16 protein-coding genes and 1 pseudogene are annotated in these 17,993 nt (G+C 56.0%); 10 read left to right on the top strand and 7 right to left on the bottom strand.

What is annotated here, in order from left to right; genetic code table 11:
- The first annotated feature begins 10 nt into the window (after positions 1–10).
- Positions 11–922: a sugar phosphate isomerase/epimerase gene (locus D1841_RS04670; RefSeq protein ID WP_160641499.1), complete on the top strand. Its 912-nt coding sequence runs from the start codon at positions 11–13 to the stop codon at positions 920–922.
- A 70-nt stretch (positions 923–992) separates the two neighbouring features.
- On the opposite strand, the gene D1841_RS04665 is transcribed toward D1841_RS04670, so the two are convergent.
- Together D1841_RS04665 and D1841_RS04660 are read right to left on the bottom strand one after the other, a co-directional pair.
- A complete protein-coding gene (locus tag D1841_RS04665; RefSeq protein WP_160641498.1) occupies positions 993–1,622 on the bottom strand; it encodes a CpXC domain-containing protein in 630 nt (209 codons plus the stop codon).
- A gap of 25 nt (positions 1,623–1,647) precedes the next feature.
- Positions 1,648–2,094, bottom strand: a complete 447-nt coding sequence (locus D1841_RS04660; protein ID WP_160641497.1) for a hypothetical protein — start codon at positions 2,092–2,094, stop codon at positions 1,648–1,650.
- A gap of 414 nt (positions 2,095–2,508) precedes the next feature.
- On the opposite strand from D1841_RS04660, the gene D1841_RS04655 reads away from it, so the two are divergent.
- Together D1841_RS04655 and pyk are read left to right on the top strand one after the other, a co-directional pair.
- Positions 2,509–2,733 carry a DUF378 domain-containing protein gene (locus D1841_RS04655; RefSeq protein WP_334464276.1) on the top strand — a complete coding sequence of 75 codons (225 nt, stop codon included), beginning with the start codon at positions 2,509–2,511 and terminating at the stop codon, positions 2,731–2,733.
- Between the two features lie 474 nt (positions 2,734–3,207).
- A complete protein-coding gene (gene pyk / locus D1841_RS04650) occupies positions 3,208–4,956 on the top strand; it encodes a pyruvate kinase (protein ID WP_201751172.1) in 1,749 nt (582 codons plus the stop codon).
- A 54-nt stretch (positions 4,957–5,010) separates the two neighbouring features.
- On the opposite strand, the gene D1841_RS04645 is transcribed toward pyk, so the two are convergent.
- Positions 5,011–5,430, bottom strand: coding sequence for a hypothetical protein (locus D1841_RS04645; RefSeq protein ID WP_166554231.1), 420 nt, complete (start codon positions 5,428–5,430; stop codon positions 5,011–5,013).
- Positions 5,431–5,518: 88 nt separating this feature from the next.
- On the opposite strand from D1841_RS04645, the gene D1841_RS04640 reads away from it, so the two are divergent.
- The 6 genes from D1841_RS04640 (at position 5,519) to D1841_RS04615 (ending at position 12,970) form a co-directional block, all read left to right on the top strand.
- Positions 5,519–8,047 (top strand): transglycosylase domain-containing protein, encoded by a 2,529-nt coding sequence (locus D1841_RS04640; protein WP_160641495.1) that lies wholly within the window; start codon positions 5,519–5,521, stop codon positions 8,045–8,047.
- 146 nt (positions 8,048–8,193) lie between these two features.
- Complete coding sequence (locus tag D1841_RS04635) at positions 8,194–8,634, top strand: ACT domain-containing protein (protein ID WP_160641494.1); 441 nt, start codon at positions 8,194–8,196, stop codon at positions 8,632–8,634.
- Positions 8,635–8,733: 99 nt separating this feature from the next.
- Positions 8,734–9,981, top strand: coding sequence for a homoserine dehydrogenase (locus D1841_RS04630; RefSeq protein WP_160641493.1), 1,248 nt, complete (start codon positions 8,734–8,736; stop codon positions 9,979–9,981).
- A gap of 16 nt (positions 9,982–9,997) precedes the next feature.
- Positions 9,998–10,894, top strand: coding sequence for a homoserine kinase (gene thrB, locus D1841_RS04625; RefSeq protein ID WP_160641492.1), 897 nt, complete (start codon positions 9,998–10,000; stop codon positions 10,892–10,894).
- Positions 10,895–10,990: 96 nt separating this feature from the next.
- Entirely contained in the window at positions 10,991–11,668 is a 678-nt protein-coding gene (locus D1841_RS04620; RefSeq protein ID WP_160641491.1) for a hypothetical protein, read from the top strand.
- Positions 11,669–11,761: 93 nt separating this feature from the next.
- Positions 11,762–12,970, top strand: a complete 1,209-nt coding sequence (locus D1841_RS04615; RefSeq protein ID WP_160641490.1) for an aspartate kinase — start codon at positions 11,762–11,764, stop codon at positions 12,968–12,970.
- Positions 12,971–13,174: 204 nt separating this feature from the next.
- Here the strand turns inward: D1841_RS04615 and D1841_RS04610 are convergent, their stop codons facing one another.
- The 3 genes from D1841_RS04610 to D1841_RS04600 all read right to left on the bottom strand — a co-directional run bounded on the left by D1841_RS04610 (position 13,175) and on the right by D1841_RS04600 (position 15,891).
- Positions 13,175–14,974 (bottom strand): S-layer homology domain-containing protein, encoded by a 1,800-nt coding sequence (locus D1841_RS04610; protein WP_160641489.1) that lies wholly within the window; start codon positions 14,972–14,974, stop codon positions 13,175–13,177.
- 309 nt (positions 14,975–15,283) lie between these two features.
- Positions 15,284–15,574: a hypothetical protein gene (locus tag D1841_RS04605; protein ID WP_160641488.1), complete on the bottom strand. Its 291-nt coding sequence runs from the start codon at positions 15,572–15,574 to the stop codon at positions 15,284–15,286.
- Positions 15,575–15,633: 59 nt separating this feature from the next.
- Positions 15,634–15,891 (bottom strand): IreB family regulatory phosphoprotein, encoded by a 258-nt coding sequence (locus D1841_RS04600; protein WP_160641487.1) that lies wholly within the window; start codon positions 15,889–15,891, stop codon positions 15,634–15,636.
- A gap of 230 nt (positions 15,892–16,121) precedes the next feature.
- On the opposite strand from D1841_RS04600, the gene D1841_RS04595 reads away from it, so the two are divergent.
- A complete protein-coding gene (locus D1841_RS04595; protein WP_160641486.1) occupies positions 16,122–17,507 on the top strand; it encodes a sodium-dependent transporter in 1,386 nt (461 codons plus the stop codon).
- A 57-nt stretch (positions 17,508–17,564) separates the two neighbouring features.
- Here the strand turns inward: D1841_RS04595 and tnpA are convergent.
- A pseudogene (gene tnpA / locus D1841_RS04590) lies at positions 17,565–17,882 on the bottom strand (IS200/IS605 family transposase); the annotation flags it as partial.
- Positions 17,883–17,993: the final 111 nt, after the last annotated feature.

Raw genomic sequence — 17,993 nt, 5'->3', positions numbered from 1 at the left:
GGAAAGTTTTATGAAACTCGGTATCATCTCCCAACCCGAAGTCCAAAGCTTTGACCACGCCAAAGAGCTGGGCCTGGACTTCGTGGAATTTGACTGCAACCCCACCGCCTTTTTCGGCAGGCCTGTAGAGGAGCTTCACGCTGTGAAGGCCGATTTAAAGGCTGCCAGCCAGCGCACCGGGGTAGAGGTGGGCGCGGTGGGCCGCTGGGCCAGCCGCATCCTGGACGAGAAGGGCCAGGTTATCCCGGAAGAGTGGGAGGCTGTCAAGTCTGTTATCGACTTCGGCGCATATCTGGGCGCCAAGTATTACCTGTGCTCCTGCGCCTATGTGAAGGAGATTTCCTATTATCAAAATATCACCTGCGCCATTAAAGTCTTAAACGACATTGTGGCCTATGCCAAGGAAAAGGGCATGGAGTGCGCCATTGTCAACTGCATTATGGGCGATAACTATATCCGCACCCCTGAGCAGTGGAAGCTGATTCTCAGCGAGGTGCCGGGCCTGGGCATCAAGTACGATCCCTCCCACAGCTTTGTACACGGCGGCCAGAACGGCGCTTACCTCACCGAGGGCCTGGAGTGGGGCAAGCACTTCAAGTATTGCCACATCAAAGGCGTTATCCAGCGGGGCGAGTCCCAAGAGCCTGACATGTGGGCAAAGCGCGCCCTGGTGGAGAAGTTCCCGGAGCTGAAGGACGAGCTTGCCTCCGCCACCAGCCATGTGGACAACGACTGGTATGACAACCCCCCTGCCGGCATCGACGTTATCAACTGGCGGGCCTTCTTTGCCATCCTCTATAAGTACGGGTATGACGGCTACCTTGCCATCGAGCCTCACAGCCCCACCTGGCGCGGCGAAAAGGGCGAGAAGGGTGTGAAGTACACCATCAAGTACATGCGGGATCTGATGATTCTCGACTGATTTTTGACTGCATAGAAAAATCCCGGAAACCTTTTGCGGTTTCCGGGATTTTTTCGTGAAAAGGTTTGGCTCACGTGGCCTGATACTGCTCGATAATCCCTCTTGCCAAGCGGGCGTCAATGGTGGCAAAGCCAGGGGGATCCAGGAAGTCCAGGGTGCGAAGCACCTCCTGGGACTGCTGGTACACCTCCATGCGGGTGGAGTGGTACGCCGGCTCCGGCTGGCCGGGGACAAAGATGGCAAACTCCATGTTCCCCTCCTGCACCCGGCTGAAATAGGCATGTACACGGTTGGCGGTATACTTGTTCTTGATGATGGTACACAGGGCGTTTTTCACCACCTCAACCGCCACGTCATCCAGGCCGCTGTCAAATATGAGGATTTTCTCCTTCAGTTCCGCCAGGTTTTTCACCCGGCGCTTCACGAAATCCTCCACTGCTTCAGTAGGCTCTGCCGCCTGCCCGCCGCCCCCGGGGGTCACGCAGATTACATAGCGGGCCTGGGGATCCATATACAGGAAGGGGTAAGCCATGGCGGCAAAATAATTGCACCGCTGGCACCGCCAGTCAAAAACAGTTTCCTCCAGCGCCTGCTGCTTCAGCTCGGGATTTTCCTGGGCATTGATGCTGGCAAACAGCCGGTATTTCTGGGCCTCCCCGCACTGGGGGCAGATGATATCCTTTAAAATTTCAGTTGACATTCCCTAAATTCCCTCCCAGGGCCTTTCAGCCCTCAAAGGGCAGGCCAGCGCTCTCCTCCGGTTCATTCTTTTCCTCTTCTGCCGGCACCTCCAGTTCCAGGCCGGGATCCTCATCATAGCAGGCCACATCCTCCAGGGTGATTTCCTCGCAGTCCTCGCCGCAGGGACAGGCGTCCCCCTCCAGCCCCGCAAAGCTTTCATCCGCACAGGCCTGCATCAGTTCCAGGGCCTTTTCCAGCCGGGCCTCAATTTCATCCAGTTGGGCGCAGTGAGGCTCTGTCACCAGATTTTCCTTGTCCCGCAGGGCATGATAGTAATACCGGCCTAAGGCCAGATATTCCTTCTGGGCCGCCCGCTCCTCGCAGCGGATAACTGTGCGGATGCGGTTGAGCACCGCGGTTTTCTTGTGCTTATGCCCCAGGGCCGCAGCCGCATAGCCCACTGCCCTGCCAATGTTTTTTATCACGTCCATAAAAACGCCATCCTTTCTCCGGGCGCCCTGCCGCTTCGGGTCATGCCCCTTATACCTTAATAGTATACCGCATTTCCCTCTAAAATAACAGCCCTTTTTTTCTCCAGCCCCCGGTTTTATCCAAAAATCAGCTCCTTTGATTCGGCGGCAAGGCCGCCCTGCTGGGGAAATCGGTGTGCCTCCATTTTGAAAGGCGTTTGTTCTGCGCCGTTTTCAAAAATATGACAACCCCCTCTTTTGCATGGACGGCTTTTCAGAGGGCAATACTATGGTCAGCACACCTGAAAAGATGCAAAAACGCCAGGTGTGCCAGCTAAGCGAGCCTTTTTGTTTTCTAAGGCGGAAACAAAGGGCCGGCTTGCAAAAGCCGGCGCCTGTAAAAAGGCGCTGCAAAAAGCAAGAGGGGGAACGACCATGAACATGATGGACCGAATCGCTTTGATCCTCACGGTAGTGGGAGGCGTGAACTGGGGCCTGGTAGGTATTTTCCGTTTCGACCTGGTAGCCTGGCTGTGCGGCGGTCAGGCCACCATACTGGCCCGGGTGATTTACACGCTGGTGGCTGTCTGCGCTTTGTGGTGCATGGCCCTCATCTTCCGGGACCGGGAGGAATTCCGGGAAGAAAGCGTCCGGGGGTAAGCTGCCTTTCCAGGCAGGCAAGAAGGATCCAGTGCCTTTGCAGGCGCCGGATCCTTCTTTTTTGCGCGCTCCGGCACCCCTGCCGCGCGAGGGCGCGCAAAACATATGAGGCATCTTGCGAAAGCCGGCAGGATATAGTAAAATAGAACCAGAAAAGGGGCACATGTCCCAGGGCTTCCCCGTATACCGCGGGCGCTCTTTTTTGCGGCGTGCAGGCACTAGCCAGGGCTGGAGGAAGCCTGAAACTAAAAGCGTATAGTTTTTCTATATGCATAAAATAGCCGCTATTATACTATCTGTATAATTTCAAAAACACCAAAATCAAAAATGCAAAATTTGCAAAACCGCCCTCCTAAGCCGCCAAAAAATGGCTTTCCAGAGCCATTTTTCTAAAATCAAAAACGGAAAAACCGATTTTTCGCCTCTGGAAAATCCCAGAGAAAACCCTATTTTCACCGGAAAGGCAGGTATATTATGCTCAGAAAAACAAAAATCATTTGCACTTTAGGCCCCGCCACAGAGGACGAAGGCATCTTGCGCCGGCTGATGCTGGGCGGCATGAACGCCGCCCGGTTTAACTTCTCCCACTGCACCCATGAGGACGCGGCCCACAAGCTGGAGGCGGTCACCCGCCTGCGGGAAGAACTGGGCCTGCCCATTGCCACCATCCTGGACACCAAGGGGCCGGAAATCCGGGTGAAAACCTTTGAGAACGGCCCGGTGGAGCTGCAGGCCGGAGACAATTTCACCCTCACCACCCGGGACACTCCCGGCGACAGCAAGGTGGTGTCCATTACCTACCAGGATCTGCCCAAGGATTTGCAGCCAGGGGCCAGGGTGCTTATTGACGACGGCCTCATTGAACTGCGGGCGGAGCATGTGTCGGAGACGGACATTATGTGTACGGTAGTAAACGGCGGCCGCGTTTCCAACAATAAGGGCATTAATGTGCCGGGCACCCGCCTCACCATGCCTTTCATCAGCCCCCGGGACCGGGCAGATATTATTTTCGGCATCCAGAACGGCTTCGATTTCATCGCCGCCTCCTTTGTGCGCTGCGCGGCGGACATCCTGGAAATCCGCCGGATTTTAAAGGAATATAACTGCCACACCGTCAACATCATCGCCAAAATCGAAAACATGGAGGGCGTGGAGAATATCGACGAAATCCTCCGGGTGGCAGACGGCATCATGGTGGCCCGGGGAGACATGGGGGTGGAAATCCCCTTCGAGGACGTGCCTGTGCTGCAAAAGCAGTTAATTCAGAAATCCTATCTGGCAGGCAAGCAGGTGGTCACTGCCACCCAGATGCTGGACTCCATGATGAAAAACCCCCGCCCCACCCGGGCCGAAGCCACCGATGTGGCAAACGCCATCTACGACGGCACAAGCTGCATTATGCTTTCCGGCGAGACGGCCGCAGGCAAATACCCGGTGGAGGCCCTGGAAACCATGGTGCGCATTGCGGAGAAGGCGGAGCAGAGCATCAACTATATCAAACGCTTCAACTCCCGGGACAACAGCGACGTGGCCTTTGACGTGACCAACGCCATCTCCCACGCCACCTGCACCACGGCCCACGATCTGGGGGCCAGCGCCATCATCACAGTCACCAAGTCCGGCATCACCGCCCGCCAGCTCTCCAAATTCCGCCCCCTCTACCCCATTATCGGCTGCACCACCGAGGAAAACGTCTACCGGCAGCTCAGCCTTTCCTGGGGCGTATATCCCCTGCTGATTGAGGAGGAAAGCGATACCGACGCCCTTTTCGACCACGCCGTAGACGCTGCCGAGCACACAGGCATGGTGCAGGGGGGCGACTTGGTGGTGATAACCGCCGGGGTGCCCTTAGGGGTGTCCGGCACCACCAACATGATGAAGGTACACATGGTGGGCCACGTGCTTTTAACCGGTGCCGGCATTACGGAAAAATCTGTTTCCGCCCGCCTGTGCGTGTGCAAAAACCTTGACGAGCTGAAAACCACTTTCCGGGACGGGGATATCATCGTGGCTCCCTACACAGACAATGCCATGGTGGAATACCTCCGCCGGGCCTCCGGCATCATCACCGAGCAGCCGGGGCTGAACACCCATGCCGCCATCGCGGGCCTTGCCATGGATAAGCCTGTCATCACCGGGGCAGAGCACGCCGCACGCATCCTGAAAAGCGGCACTGTGGTAACCCTGGACGCCAAAACAGGGCGGGTTTCCTCCGCCACATAAGTAAGGGGGCATGCTTTTGCATGCCCCCTCCTGCGCTTTCCGCGTGGCCCTGGCCTATTCGTAATCCTCCAAAATGGCCCGGGCCTCTGCCAGGCTGTCGGCAGGAATGCCCTTTTGCAGCAGGTCGATGTCCCCCTGGGGCAGACGGTGGGCCAGGGTTTCGCTTAGCAGGACAGGGGTTCCCTTCCCTGCCTGGAACACGCCCACCCGGCCTTTATAGATGCCCACATGGTATTCCTGGATGCGGGGAGCGCCCTCCTCTGCCGCGGCGGCTTTTTCCGGGGCAGGGGTTTCTTGACTTGCCGCCTGCTTTGGGGTATAATGTTCTGTAACCACTGCCTGGGGCTTCACGTTTTGCCCCTGGGCAGCCCGTTTAAATGAAAAGGCGGCGGCGCACACTACTAATGCGCCTGTCGTTACCAGAAGCAGCACAAGGGTATATCTTTTATAGTTTTTAAGCTGCCTTTCATCCATCACTTGTCACCTCGGTTCTGGAAAAATTCTTATATGTAGTATGGGCTGTTTTCCCTTTCCTTATACCGGGGCATAAAGGAGGTACATCGTGCGAAAAAACCAAGACCTGAACAAATACAATACCCCTATCGTCCCAGCGCCCTCCCAGCGGGTGGAGGGGGAGTTTTCCCAAACTGCCGGGGCCACTGTGCGCACCATGGGCGGCATGGTGTGGAAAACCATTAAAACTATCTTCTGGGTGGCCTTCATCACAGGGCTTCTGGTGTTCCTGTCTGTGGCCTCCTTTATTCTCAGCTTCAAGGACGTGGAGCCTCCCAACATCTCCGCCATGGCGCTGAAATATTCCAGCCACATCTACCTGCAAAACGATGACGGCACAGAATATGAATATCAGGAGTTGCACCGGGATGAAAACCGCGTGTGGATGCCTTTAAAGGATATCCCCCCCATTATGCAGACCGCCCAGATATGCATTGAGGATCACCGCTTCTACGAGCACAAGGGCGTGGACTGGCGGGGCACCCTGGGCGCTGTGGCGGGCCTGATGGGCGTGGGCGGCGGCGCGGGCCGCGGCGGCTCCACCCTGACCCAGCAGCTTATTAAAAACATCACAGGCGAAAAGCAGGTGAGCATCCTGCGGAAGGTGAAGGAAATCTTCACAGCCCTCAACATGGAGGACGACCTGTATACTAAGGAAGAAATCCTGGAGGCCTATCTGAACCTGGTAAACTATGGCGGAACCAACCAGGGCGTGGAGGCCGCCGCCCTGTCCTATTTCGGCAAAACCATTGGGGACTGCTCCCTGGCGGAGTGCGCCCTGATAGCGGGCATCACCCAGTATCCCTGGCAGTATAATCCCCAGATATTCCCGGAGGACTCCAAAAAGCGCTGCGTTGACGTGCTGGACCGTATGCTGGAGCTTTCGCAAAAGGGGGAAATTACCGATCCCCGCCTGGTGAAAATTACCCAGGCCGAGTATGATCAGGCTATAGCCGAGCTGGAAACCATGACCTTTGACGGGGGCCAGCAGGCAGACACCAGCGAAGAACACGAGGCCAGCCAGGATCAGATGAAATGGAACTGGTATATTGACGTCATGTTTGAAGATGTGGTGGCAGACCTGATGGAGAAATACGGCTACAGCCGGGAAAACGCTGTGAGCATGATGTATAACTCTGGCCTGGAAATCCACTGCGCCATGGACTTGAAGCTGCAGCAGGACATGGAGCACCTGTTCCTGACAAACACAGACATGCTCCCCGCCGACCCTGCCGTACAGCTTGGCTTCTTTATGATGGATCCCTACACCGGCAAGGTCATGGCGGTTATCGGCGCCCGGGAGGCCAGAAACGGCCTGCTCCTGTTCAATAACGCCACCCAGAGCGCCCGGCAGTCCGGCTCTGCCATCAAGGCAGTGTGGCCCTATGCCATGGGCATTGAAAGCGGGGCCATCACCTATGGCAGCGTGCTGAAGGATCAGCCCATCCCGGAGTTCAGCAGCGGGAACCGGGGCTGGCCCCAGAACTTCAGCGAAACCTACCAGAAATATATGTGCGTGGACAGGGCCATTGCCATGTCCCAGAACGCCCCGGCAGCCTGGCTTGCCTATGACATCACCCCCCAGGCGGGCTATGAATGGCTGGTGGACAAGCTGCACTTCTCCACCCTGGTGGAGGAAGACCGCAACAGCGTGGCTTGCGCTATCGGCGGCCAGACCTATGGCGTCACCGTGCGGGACATGACGTCCGCCTTCTGCATGTTCGCAAACGGCGGCGTATACCGCAAGCCCATGACGTATTATTATGTGAAAGATCATGACGGCAACGTAATTCTGGATAACCGGGACAACCCCGGCGAGCAGGTGATGACCCCGGAGAACGCCACTGTTATGAACAAGCTCCTCCACGAGCCTATTTACAATGCCTCCATCGGCACAGCCTACGACTACCTTTCCGGCCTGCCCACAGATATTTTCGGCAAAACCGGCACCACCGACAGCTTTAAGGATCTGTACTTTGTAGGCGGCACCCCCTTCTGCGTGGCAGGCGTGTGGAACGGCTATGAATACAGCGTGCAGCTAGAGGACGACACCACCACCAAGGTGCTGTGGCGGGCGGTCATCCAGCACCTGCTGGACAATTACGACTGGTCCGGCAAACAGTATGTCCTCAGCGAAAACGTGGTGCAGCGCACCTTCTGCCGCAGCAGCGGGCTGATTGCCGGAGGAAGCTGTTACGACACAGCCCTGGGATATTATTCCCCAGACAACATCCCCCGCACCTGCAACGGCGGCTCTGACCACATTGCAGGCAAAGCGGCTTCTCCCTCGCCGTCGGCTTCCCCCTCGGCCGGGCCAAGCGCCTCCCCCTCTGCCAGCCCCAGCACATCTCCTTCGGCAGATCCTTCTGTTTCCCCCTCGCCGGGAGAAAGCAGCGGCGGAGAGTCCAGCAGCGGCTTAGAGCCTCCCTTCAGCAGCGATACGGAGCCTCCTGTTTCTTCCGATCCCTTTGTGTCCTTCCCCTCAGAGCCTCCTATCCCCTCGGAGCCGCCCAGCCCGCCCGAGCCGCCACCGGTCACCTCTATTCCAGACTTTGAGCCGAACGTGCCTGCCGCGTAAAGCCAGGGCACGTAAAATACAACAAAAAACTGCCGGAGGGCACAGCGCCTTTCGGCAGTTTTTTTGCTTACACAATGGTTGCAATTTTTCTCTGGCTATGGTAAACTGTTCATGTACAAAAGACAATCGTATTTTATAGGTGAACAATGGAAAAGGATTCTTATCTCGTAGTGGAAGAAAAAGCCCTGCCCGAAATATACCAGAAGGTGGTGCAGGCAAACGACCTTCTGAAAAGCGGCAAGGCAGGCAGCACCTCTGAGGCGGTACGCATGGCGGGCATTTCCCGCAGCGTATATTATAAATACCGTGACGCAGTGTTCCCCTACACCCGGCAGGGCGCCACAGGCATCCTGACAGTGCAGGCCCTTTTAAGCGACCGCCCTGGGGTGCTGGTGCGCTTTCTCACGGTGTTTTACGAGTCAGGGGCCAATATTCTCACAGTGAACCAGAACATCCCGGTAAAGGGGCGGGCTTTCGTTTCCGTCTCCGCTTATACGGATCAGATGGATCGCGCTGTCCCCCGGCTGCTGGAAAACCTCAAGCAGGTGGAAGGCGTGGTGCGCCTGGACAGTATGCTGGATCAATAAAAAGCAACATTTTTTCAGCGGCAGCCGCTTTTTTTCAAAAAGCACTTACCAAAAGGGCGGCTGCCGCGTCTAATACATAGAAAAGGGAAGGGAAACAACATGGCGAAAATAGCGGTACTAGGGCACGGCGTGGTAGGTTCAGGCGTAGTGGAGGTGCTGCGCACCCACGAGGAGAGCATTGCCCGCCGGGCCAAGGAGGCTGTGGAACTCAAGCACATCCTGGATTTGCGGGAATTTCCCGGCCTGCCCTATTCCCAGCTTTTCACAAAGGATTTCAGCGCCATCCTGGCAGATCCGGAGGTAAGCATTGTGGTGGAGGTGATGGGTGGCCTGGAGCCAGCCTTCTCCTATGTAAAGGCCTGCCTGGAAAATGGCAAAAGCGTGGTGACCTCCAATAAAGAGCTGGTGGCCGCAAAGGGTGCGGAACTGCTGGCGCTGGCCCAGGAGAAAAACCTCAACTTCCTGTTTGAGGCAAGCGTTGGCGGGGGCATCCCTATTATCCGGCCCATCAGCCAGTGCCTGGCGGCAAACGAGGTAACGGAAATCGCGGGCATTTTAAACGGCACCACAAACTTCATCCTGACGAAAATGATCCGGGAGCGCATGGCCTTTGCAGACGCCCTGCGCATGGCCCAAGAGCTGGGCTACGCGGAGCGGGATCCCTCCGCCGACATTGAAGGGGCAGACGCCTGCCGGAAAATCTGCATTCTCGCTTCCCTTTCCTTTGGCTCCCACGTATACCCGGAGCAGGTACATACAGAGGGCATCTCCCAGGTCACCCTGGAGGACGTGGCCTATGCCGAGGCCTGGGGCGGGGTTATCAAGCTGATTGGGGAAGTGAAAGCCCTGGAAAACGGCAGAATCCACATCCAGGTGGCCCCCATGTTTATCAGCCGGGAAAGCCAGCTTTCCGGGGTGGACGATGTGTTTAACGGCATCCTGGTGCGGGGAGACGCCACAGGCGACGTGGTGTTTTACGGCAAAGGGGCCGGCAAGCTCCCCACTGCCAGCGCCGTGGTAGCAGACGTTATCGACTGCGTGAAGCACATGAAGGCCCGCAAATACCTGTACTGGGAGGACGCAAAGCCCGGCTATGTAGAGCCTTATGAGGAGCTGCGGCAGAATTTCTTTGTCCACATTCAGGGGCCGGGCACGTCCGACGCCGCCTTTGCCTGCGCCGAGGCTGCTTTCGGGGATATTAAGCGCCTGATCCGCAAAGGGGAAGCCGAGGGCGAGGCCGGGTTTACAGTGCAGGCCCTCAGCCAGCGGGACTTTGACCAGAAGGCAGAAGCCCTGTCTCAAAAGGGCGTGTCCCTCCTGGGCCGCATTGTACTTTCTGCATATTAAAAAAGGAGGGCTTCTTGTGATCCGCATTGACGTACCCGCCACCAGCGCCAACCTGGGCGCAGGCTTCGACTCCCTGGGCATTGCCCTGACCATGCAGAACCGGATGTGGATGGAGGAATCTGACGAGCTTTCCATCACCTGCACCGACGGGGTAAGGGTGCCCACCGACGACACCAACCTGATTTTCTGGGCAGCAAAGCACCTGTATGAAATTTGCGGCAAAAAGCTGCCGGGGCTGAAAATCATCCAGGAAAACAACATCCCCCTGGCCCGGGGCCTGGGCAGCAGCTCTGCCTGCATTGTGGCCGGGATTTTAGGGGCCAACCGCTTTATGGGCAACCCCATGTCCCACAACGACTTAATCCACCTGGCCGCTAAAATCGAAGGCCACCCGGACAACACCAGCCCTGCCCTTTCCGGCGGCCTGGTGGCCTCTGCCATGGAAGGGGAGCGGGTGTACAGCGTAAGCGTGCCCGTTTCCGACAAAATCCGCTTTGCGGTGATGATCCCCCCCTTCGAGCTGAAAACGGAAAAGGCCCGGGCCGCCCTGCCCAGGGAATACAGCCGGGAGGACGCGGTGTATAACCTTTCCCGCTCCGGCCTGATGACGGCCTCCCTTTTCTCCGGCGAACTGCATAACCTGAGAGTGGCGGTGCAGGATCGGCTCCACCAGCCCTACCGCTCCGGGCTTATTGAAAATTACGACAACGTGTTCCGCATGAGCTACGAATTAGGCTCCCTGGGCACCTATGTCAGCGGCGCCGGGCCTACCATCATCGCCATGGTGGATTCCCAGGAGGCCGCGGCCTTCGGGGAAAGCTGCAAAAAACACCTGGAGGATAAAGGCATCCAGGGCTGGCGGGTGGAAATCCTCAGCGCCGCCAAGGAAGGAGCAAAAATTGTCATTGAATAGGCAGCGTAACGTTGCATCCAAGACGCGGGAAGCGCCTGCTCCCGTTTAGGCGGAAGGATACAGCAGAATCCGAAAAACGCCAAAAGGAGGTACGAAATGGAAAAAACTGAAAACACAAAAAAGAAGAAATGGCTCCCCTGGGTGATTGTACTGGCCTGCATAGGCCTGATAGCAGGCATCATTGTGGGCAAGCAGGCCCTGGATAGGCAGCAACGGGAAGAAGCTTGGACCAGCAGCTATATGAAAACAGCATCTTATTTTCCCCCGGACTTTAACAAGCTGCCCCAAACCCAGGCTGACTGGGAAGCGTGGCATGAACAGGCCGGCATGAGCAACATAGATAAAATGCTGGATGACACCAGGGAAATACCGGGAAAAAACAAGCTTGCCACGCTGATGGGGACTTACTCTATGCTGGCGCAGATCAATATCGCCCACCCGGAGGAAGCGGCCTGCCGGGAGCTGTTTGAACAGCTAAAGCCCTATTATGAAAAGGCCTTCGTATGGGAGGAGGACACCACTCCAAAGCAGTGCCTTGACCGGGTTCACGCCCTGGGCGAGGAAGACGTGATGGAAGCTATAGCAGCGCTGCGGCAGCAGGTGGCAGATTTATACGAATCCACCAATACAGACGCATGGTTCAACCCGCCAACAGCAACAGACGGCAACCTGGAGATGCTGCCGGATGAATACTATACAGCCTCTTCAGGGGACTTGCAGTCTGTTCCGGATTACCCCATCGCTTCCTCCGGGAATTTGCAGACGGAGCCGTAAAAGTTTTTGAAGTTTTTTAAGAAACTTTTTTCAAAAAGTTTCTTAAAGCAGGTTTGGGCGGCAGCCCAATAAGGAAAGAAGGAGCGTGTGACTATGTCACTCATCGTGCAGAAGTTCGGCGGCACCTCCGTCCGGGACGCCGAACGCATCAACAACGTGGCGGACATCGTAACCTCAGCCTACAAAGAGGGCAACGATGTGGTGGTGGTAGTCTCTGCCCAGGGGGACACCACCGACGATTTCATCGAGAAGGCGGCGGAGATAAACGAGAAGCCCTCCAAGCGGGAGATGGATATGCTCCTTTCCGCCGGGGAACAGATTTCCGCTTCCCTTTTAGCCATGGCTATCGAGCGCATGGGATACCCAGTGGTGTCCCTTCTGGGCTGGCAGGCAGGGTTCGACACCACCTCCGATTACGGCAACGCCCGCATTAAGAAGGTGGACGCCGCCCGCATCAAGAAGGAAATCGACAAGCGGCGCATTGTGGTGGTGACAGGCTTCCAGGGCATAAACCGCTATGGGGACATGACCACCCTGGGCCGGGGCGGCTCTGACACCAGCGCTGTGGCTATTGCGGCCACCATGCACGCCGACCTGTGCCAGATTTTCACAGACGTGGACGGCGTGTATACCGCTGACCCCCGGAAAATTCCCGGCGCCGTAAAGCTTCCCAGCATCTCCTACGACGAAATGCTGGAGCTTGCCACCCTGGGGGCACAGGTGCTCCACAACCGTTCTGTGGAAATGGCGAAGAAATACAATATTGAGCTTGAGGTGCTTTCCAGCCTGACACGCAGCCGGGGCACCATCGTGAAGGAGGAAAGCAACGTGGAAAAAATGCTCATCAGCGGTGTGGCAAAGGATGACAACATTGCCCGCATCTCCATTATCGGCGTGCCGGATAAGCCGGGCCTAGCCTTTAAAATCTTCTCCAAGCTGGCTTCAAAAGGCGTAAATGTAGACATTATCCTGCAGTCCATCGGCAGAAACGGCACCAAGGACATCAGCTTTACTGTGGAGAAAAACAAAATGGAGGACACCCTCACCCTCCTGCAGGACTACACCGAGCGCTGGGGCGCTTCCAGCATTGTGGCGGACGACAACGTATCCAAGGTGTCCATTGTGGGCGCGGGCATGGAAAGCCATCCCGGCGTGGCGGCGGAAATGTTCGAGGCCCTTTTCAGCCGCAGCGTGAACATTCAGATGATTTCCACCAGCGAAATCAAGATTTCCGTACTGGTTCACAAATCCGACAGCGACCGGGCTGTGGAGGCTATCCACCAGAAATTCTTTGAAAGCTAAGGCCGCAATGCCTCTGGCGGCTTAGGGACTCTGTCCCTAAGAACCCTGCAACCTTTGAATAGGTTGACGAAACTTTCGTGTTTTATGCTTTCCTGTGAATACAGGTTCTTAGATATTCCTGAAACAGCACAAAAGGACGGGCGCATAAAGCGCCCGTCCTTTCTGTATGTAAAAATCTCTATTAAAACCCGGAGCATATGCCCTTTACTGGTTATAGCAGTTCACCGCAACCACGCAGGCCTGGGCGCGGGTGGCAGTGCCTAAGGGGTCAAACTGGTTATCCCCCACGCCGTTGATAATGCCGGCCCCCCGGCAGGTATAAACCGCGTCTTTTGCCCAGGAGGCTATCTTTCCATCATCTGCAAAGGAGGCGTATATGTCCACAGGCCGCAGGCCCAGGAAGCGGTAAATCAACACGCACATTTCCTGTCGGCTGATAGAATCTGTGGGGCGGAACCCAGTGCCGTCCCCATTGGTAATACCTGTCTCGCTGGCCCACTGCACAGCCTTAGCATAATATGCGCTGGGGCTTACATCGGCAAAGGAGGTAACACCGCTGTAGGCATCCAAATTCACCCCGGCAAGGTTTGCCAGCACCAGCACAAACTGCCCCCGCTGCACCCTGCTGTTCGGCTCAAATTTGTTCTCCCCCACGCCCTTGAAAAGCCCGTAGGTCACAGCCTGGTCGATGTTCCCGGCATACCAGTCGGCATAGGTGAAATCTGTGAAAACCGTACCGTTGGAAAGCACTGTGGATACGGCCGCAGGGCTTGCGGCCCCGTCCTTTATGGCAACAGCCTTATAGGTGCAGCCTGTCATATAGACCGGCCCCACGTAAGGGGTGCTGTCCTCTGTAGGCTCTGTGCCGTCAGTGGTGTAATAGATGTCGGCGTCCTCGTCTTTGCTGGTGATTGTAACAGAATAGCCGTCGCTTTCAATGACAGGGGCCTCCAGCTCTCCGCCGGAAACATTCCGTTTGGAGACAAACAGGCTGCAAACATAGCCGCTCTTTCCGGTGGCAGTGGTAACAGCATACCACAGGGAGGAGGTTTTCCCGCCGCTTGTGATTTCCATGCCCTCCACTTCTCCGGTTATCTTCAGCAGATCCCCCTTGTGCAGCACCCGCACAGCAGAAGACTGGGTGGTAGGCCCGGCCCGCAGGTTTACCCCTGTCCCGGTGATAATGCCGTTATAGGCGGGGTCATCCGGGTCGGGCTGCACGCCGTACACCAGATCATGGGTGTTGTCTTTGCCGCTGTAAAGGGTAGCCAGATGATCCGCCACAACAGAGGCAGGCACAAAGTCATTGCTCAGCATGGTTTCATCCACAGGCAGGTATTCCCCTGCCTCGTCTACCGCGTAGCCCTCGCTGTTAATGGTGAGGCCGTCAATCACCGTATCTGTGTCATACTGGTAACTTGTATAGTGGGTCATTTTCTGATCCATCTCATACCAGCCGTTGCTGGGATACAGCAGGCCGTTGTCCAGCAGGTGCCAGGCGTTCCAGTCCCGCCCGGGGGCATTGACCGGCAGCCTGCGCATGTTATAGGTATAATCGCTGTTATCTGTCGCCATGCCCCCGCCGATATAAATGCCGATGTGGGAGTAAATCCCGGTTTCCGGCGCGTTATACTCCGGCATGGTCAGCAAAAGGCCATGGATGTTAGGCAGGCACTCGCTGATGGTGCCGTGGAACTTGCTGAGGTTCACGTGGCCAGTGCAGTTGCCCGCCGGATCCCGCATACCCATATCGGAAAAGTACGCGTAAATAAGCCCGGCGCAGTCAGAAACCCGGGTGCCGCCCACATACTCCCCCTTGCCGCCATACTGATATTTCCAGCCCTCCGCATGGGCCTTAATGCCATGCTCCGCAAGGCCAATGCCTGTGGCAGCACCTGCGGCCCGGGCCTTTGGGACAAAGGCCGGGGAAACAAGCATTGCCGCTGCCAGCAGAAGGCACAGAAGCTTCTGGAAAATATTTGCTTTTTGTTTGATTCCTGTCATAAAGGATCCCTCTCAATCATGAAAGGCGGGGTGAGGAGCAGGAAGCCCCGCCCGCGGTTTTTCTGTTTGAACTCCTCAAGCGCCGCATAAGGAGAAAACAATAGTTACAAAACGGTTACATTGTAACATATTTGCAATGGTTTTGCAAGGGAAAAGGAAAGAATTCACAGAGTATTCACTTTTTTGGAAGCTTTTTCCCCAAACGCCATTAAAGAAACCTGCAAAGAAAAACGGCGGCCTGCCCCGGCTAAGCGAGGCCAAACCGCCATACTAAGCTTCCCTTTGCGCCTGTGCCCGTTCCATAGCGGTTCAGTCCGCCAGGGCGCGGGCAAGCCATGCGTCTGCAATGTCCAGCGCCAGATACAGCCCGTCCTTTTCGCTGGTTTTCACAATCTGCTTGCGGGTGCGGATCTCAGGGTCTGTGTACATTAGCTGTACTATAACCTTGTCAGCCACCTCCAGATCCCCCACCTTTTTCTTGGACTTCACGTCCATCTTAATCACATATTTGTCCCGCATACTCCCGTAATAAATGGTGTCGCCGCTGCGCACCAGGGGCTTGCCCTTATAGGTGGGGAAGCCTTGCTTCTGCTGGCTCAAATAATCACCGCCTTCTCAAAATAAAAGTTAACATGATATCAGATGTTCTGCAGCCCTGATCATTCTCCCAGATACGAGCGCACCATGGCCTTTAAAAGCTCGTCGCGGTCAATGCGGCGCACAAGGCTGCGGGCGTTGTTGTGGGTGGTGATGTAAGTGGGATCTTCGCTGAGCAGATACCCCACGATTTGGCTGACGGGATTGTACCCCTTTTCTTTCAGGGCGTCATAAACCGTAAGCAAAATGCGCTTCATGTCCGCCTCCCGCACAGGATCCAGGGAGAAGGTGATGGTATTGTTGGAAAACTCATCCGGCATGGTAGCACCTCCAAATCAAAGGCTCAAATTCATATTCTCCTTTATTGTACAGGACTTTGCCCCCAATTGCAAGCTTTTTTTGCGCCAAAGCCCTGCCCAGCCCTGTTTTCCTCTTGGCAAAGCGCTTGAAATATGCTACAATTCATATGCTACAATTTAATTGCAGCATGGAGTTTAAGAACCTGTACCGACAGGAACAGCTTCTAAAAAAGGTAAAGGGGTATGTCAGGATGGAAAAAAGAGAAACGTTTTCCTCGCGTCTTGGGTTTGTGCTCATCTCAGCGGGGTGTGCCATTGGTCTGGGAAATGTGTGGCGGTTCCCGTATATCACGGGCAAATACGGCGGCGGGGCCTTTGTCCTGCTGTACCTGGTGTTTTTGGCTATACTGGGCCTGCCCGTTATGGTCATGGAGCTTTCTGTAGGCCGGGCCAGCCAGCGGAGCATCGCTTTGTCCTTCCAGAAGCTGGAGCCAAAGGGGACAAAATGGCACTGGTACAGCTATATCGGCTTTGCCGGGAACTACCTGCTGATGATGTTTTATACGGTTATTGCCGGATGGCTTCTGCAATATTTTGTCCGCATGCTGCAGGGCAGCTTCACGGGCCTGGACGCCCAAGGGGTGGCAGAGCAGTTCTCCGCCTTGACGGGCCGGCCCGTCATCATGACGCTGTACATGGCGATAGTGGTATGCATCGGCATGGGCGTCTGCCTGCAGGGCCTGCGCAACGGCGTGGAGCGGGTAAACAAAATTATGATGTTATGCCTGCTGGCGTTGATGGTGGTGCTGGCCGGCAACTCCATCCTGCTGGAGGGCGCGGGAGAGGGCCTGCGGTTCTATCTCCAGCCCAATTTCCACAACCTGGTCTATGACGCAGAGGGCAACTGGATTCTGGGGGAAACCGTGTTCGCCGCTATGGGGCAGGCTTTCTTCACCCTGTCTTTGGGCATGGGATCCATCGCCATCTTTGGCAGCTATATCGGCAAGGAGCACCGCCTCACCGGGGAAGCCCTGCGCATCAGCCTTTTAGACACCTGCGTGGCCTTCACCGCCGGGCTTATCATCTTCCCCGCCTGTTCCGCTTTCGGCGTATCCACCGGGGAAGGGCCTTCCCTGGTTTTCGTCACCCTGCCCAATATCTTTAACCACATGCCCTTAGGCAGGCTGTGGGGCGGGGCCTTCTTCCTGTTTTTGTCCTTTGCCGCCCTATCCACTGTCATCGCCGTTTTTGAGAACATCATCTCCTTCACCATGGATCGCTGGAAGCTGTCCCGGGACAAGGCTGTGCTGATAAACTTTGCCGGGGTGCTGCTGCTTTCCATGCCCTGCGTGCTGGGCTTCAACGCCTGGTCAGGCGTTACGGTGCTGGGGATGGATATATCCGGCCTGGAAGATTTCCTGGTGTCCCAAAACCTGCTGCCTCTAGGTTCCCTGCTCTATGTCCTGTTCTGCACCACCAGAAGAGGCTGGGGCTGGGAAAACTTCCTCCGCGAGGCCAACGAAGGGACAGGCATGCGCTTCCCCCGGGCCGTGCGGTTCTATGTCACGTATATCCTGCCTGTCATCGTCCTGTTCATCTTTATCATGGGATATTGGAACCAGTTCGGTAAAAAATAACAGCCCGCATATGAAATACCCCCGGCTCCGCCGGGGGTATTTCATATGCGGGCAAAGCCCTATGATACCTACGTAGTACCCACGGCACCAGAACTCCCGGTTCCGATACTTGTACTTCAACTCCGGGTACTTCTCATAGATCATCAGGCTGCTCTTTCCCTTTAGGTACCCCATGAAGCTCGATACCGATACTTTCGGCGGTATCTCCACCAGCATATGTACGTGATCCGGGCACACCTCCGCTTCTACGATCTTTATCTTTTTCCACTCACAGAGGGTTCTCAATATTTTTCCTACCTCTCCTCTCTTCTCCTTGTAGAATACTTTCCTGCGGTACTTTGGTGCAAATACTATGTGGTATTTGCAATTCCATTTAGGTCATTTTACAAGGAACTACACGCAGACCGTAAAACGGGCTGCTGACAACAAACAGGCGCTATGCTCCCGGCAAGGGGCATAGCGCCTGTTTGTTGTGGGGGTATCCAA

Origin of the sequence: Neglectibacter sp. X4 (assembly GCF_009917365.1) — a bacterium.
In the GTDB taxonomy this organism is placed as follows: Bacteria; Bacillota; Clostridia; order Oscillospirales; family Acutalibacteraceae; genus Acutalibacter.
Note: the sequence above shows the minus strand (reverse complement) of the source record. Positions and strands in the feature narration are given on the sequence as shown.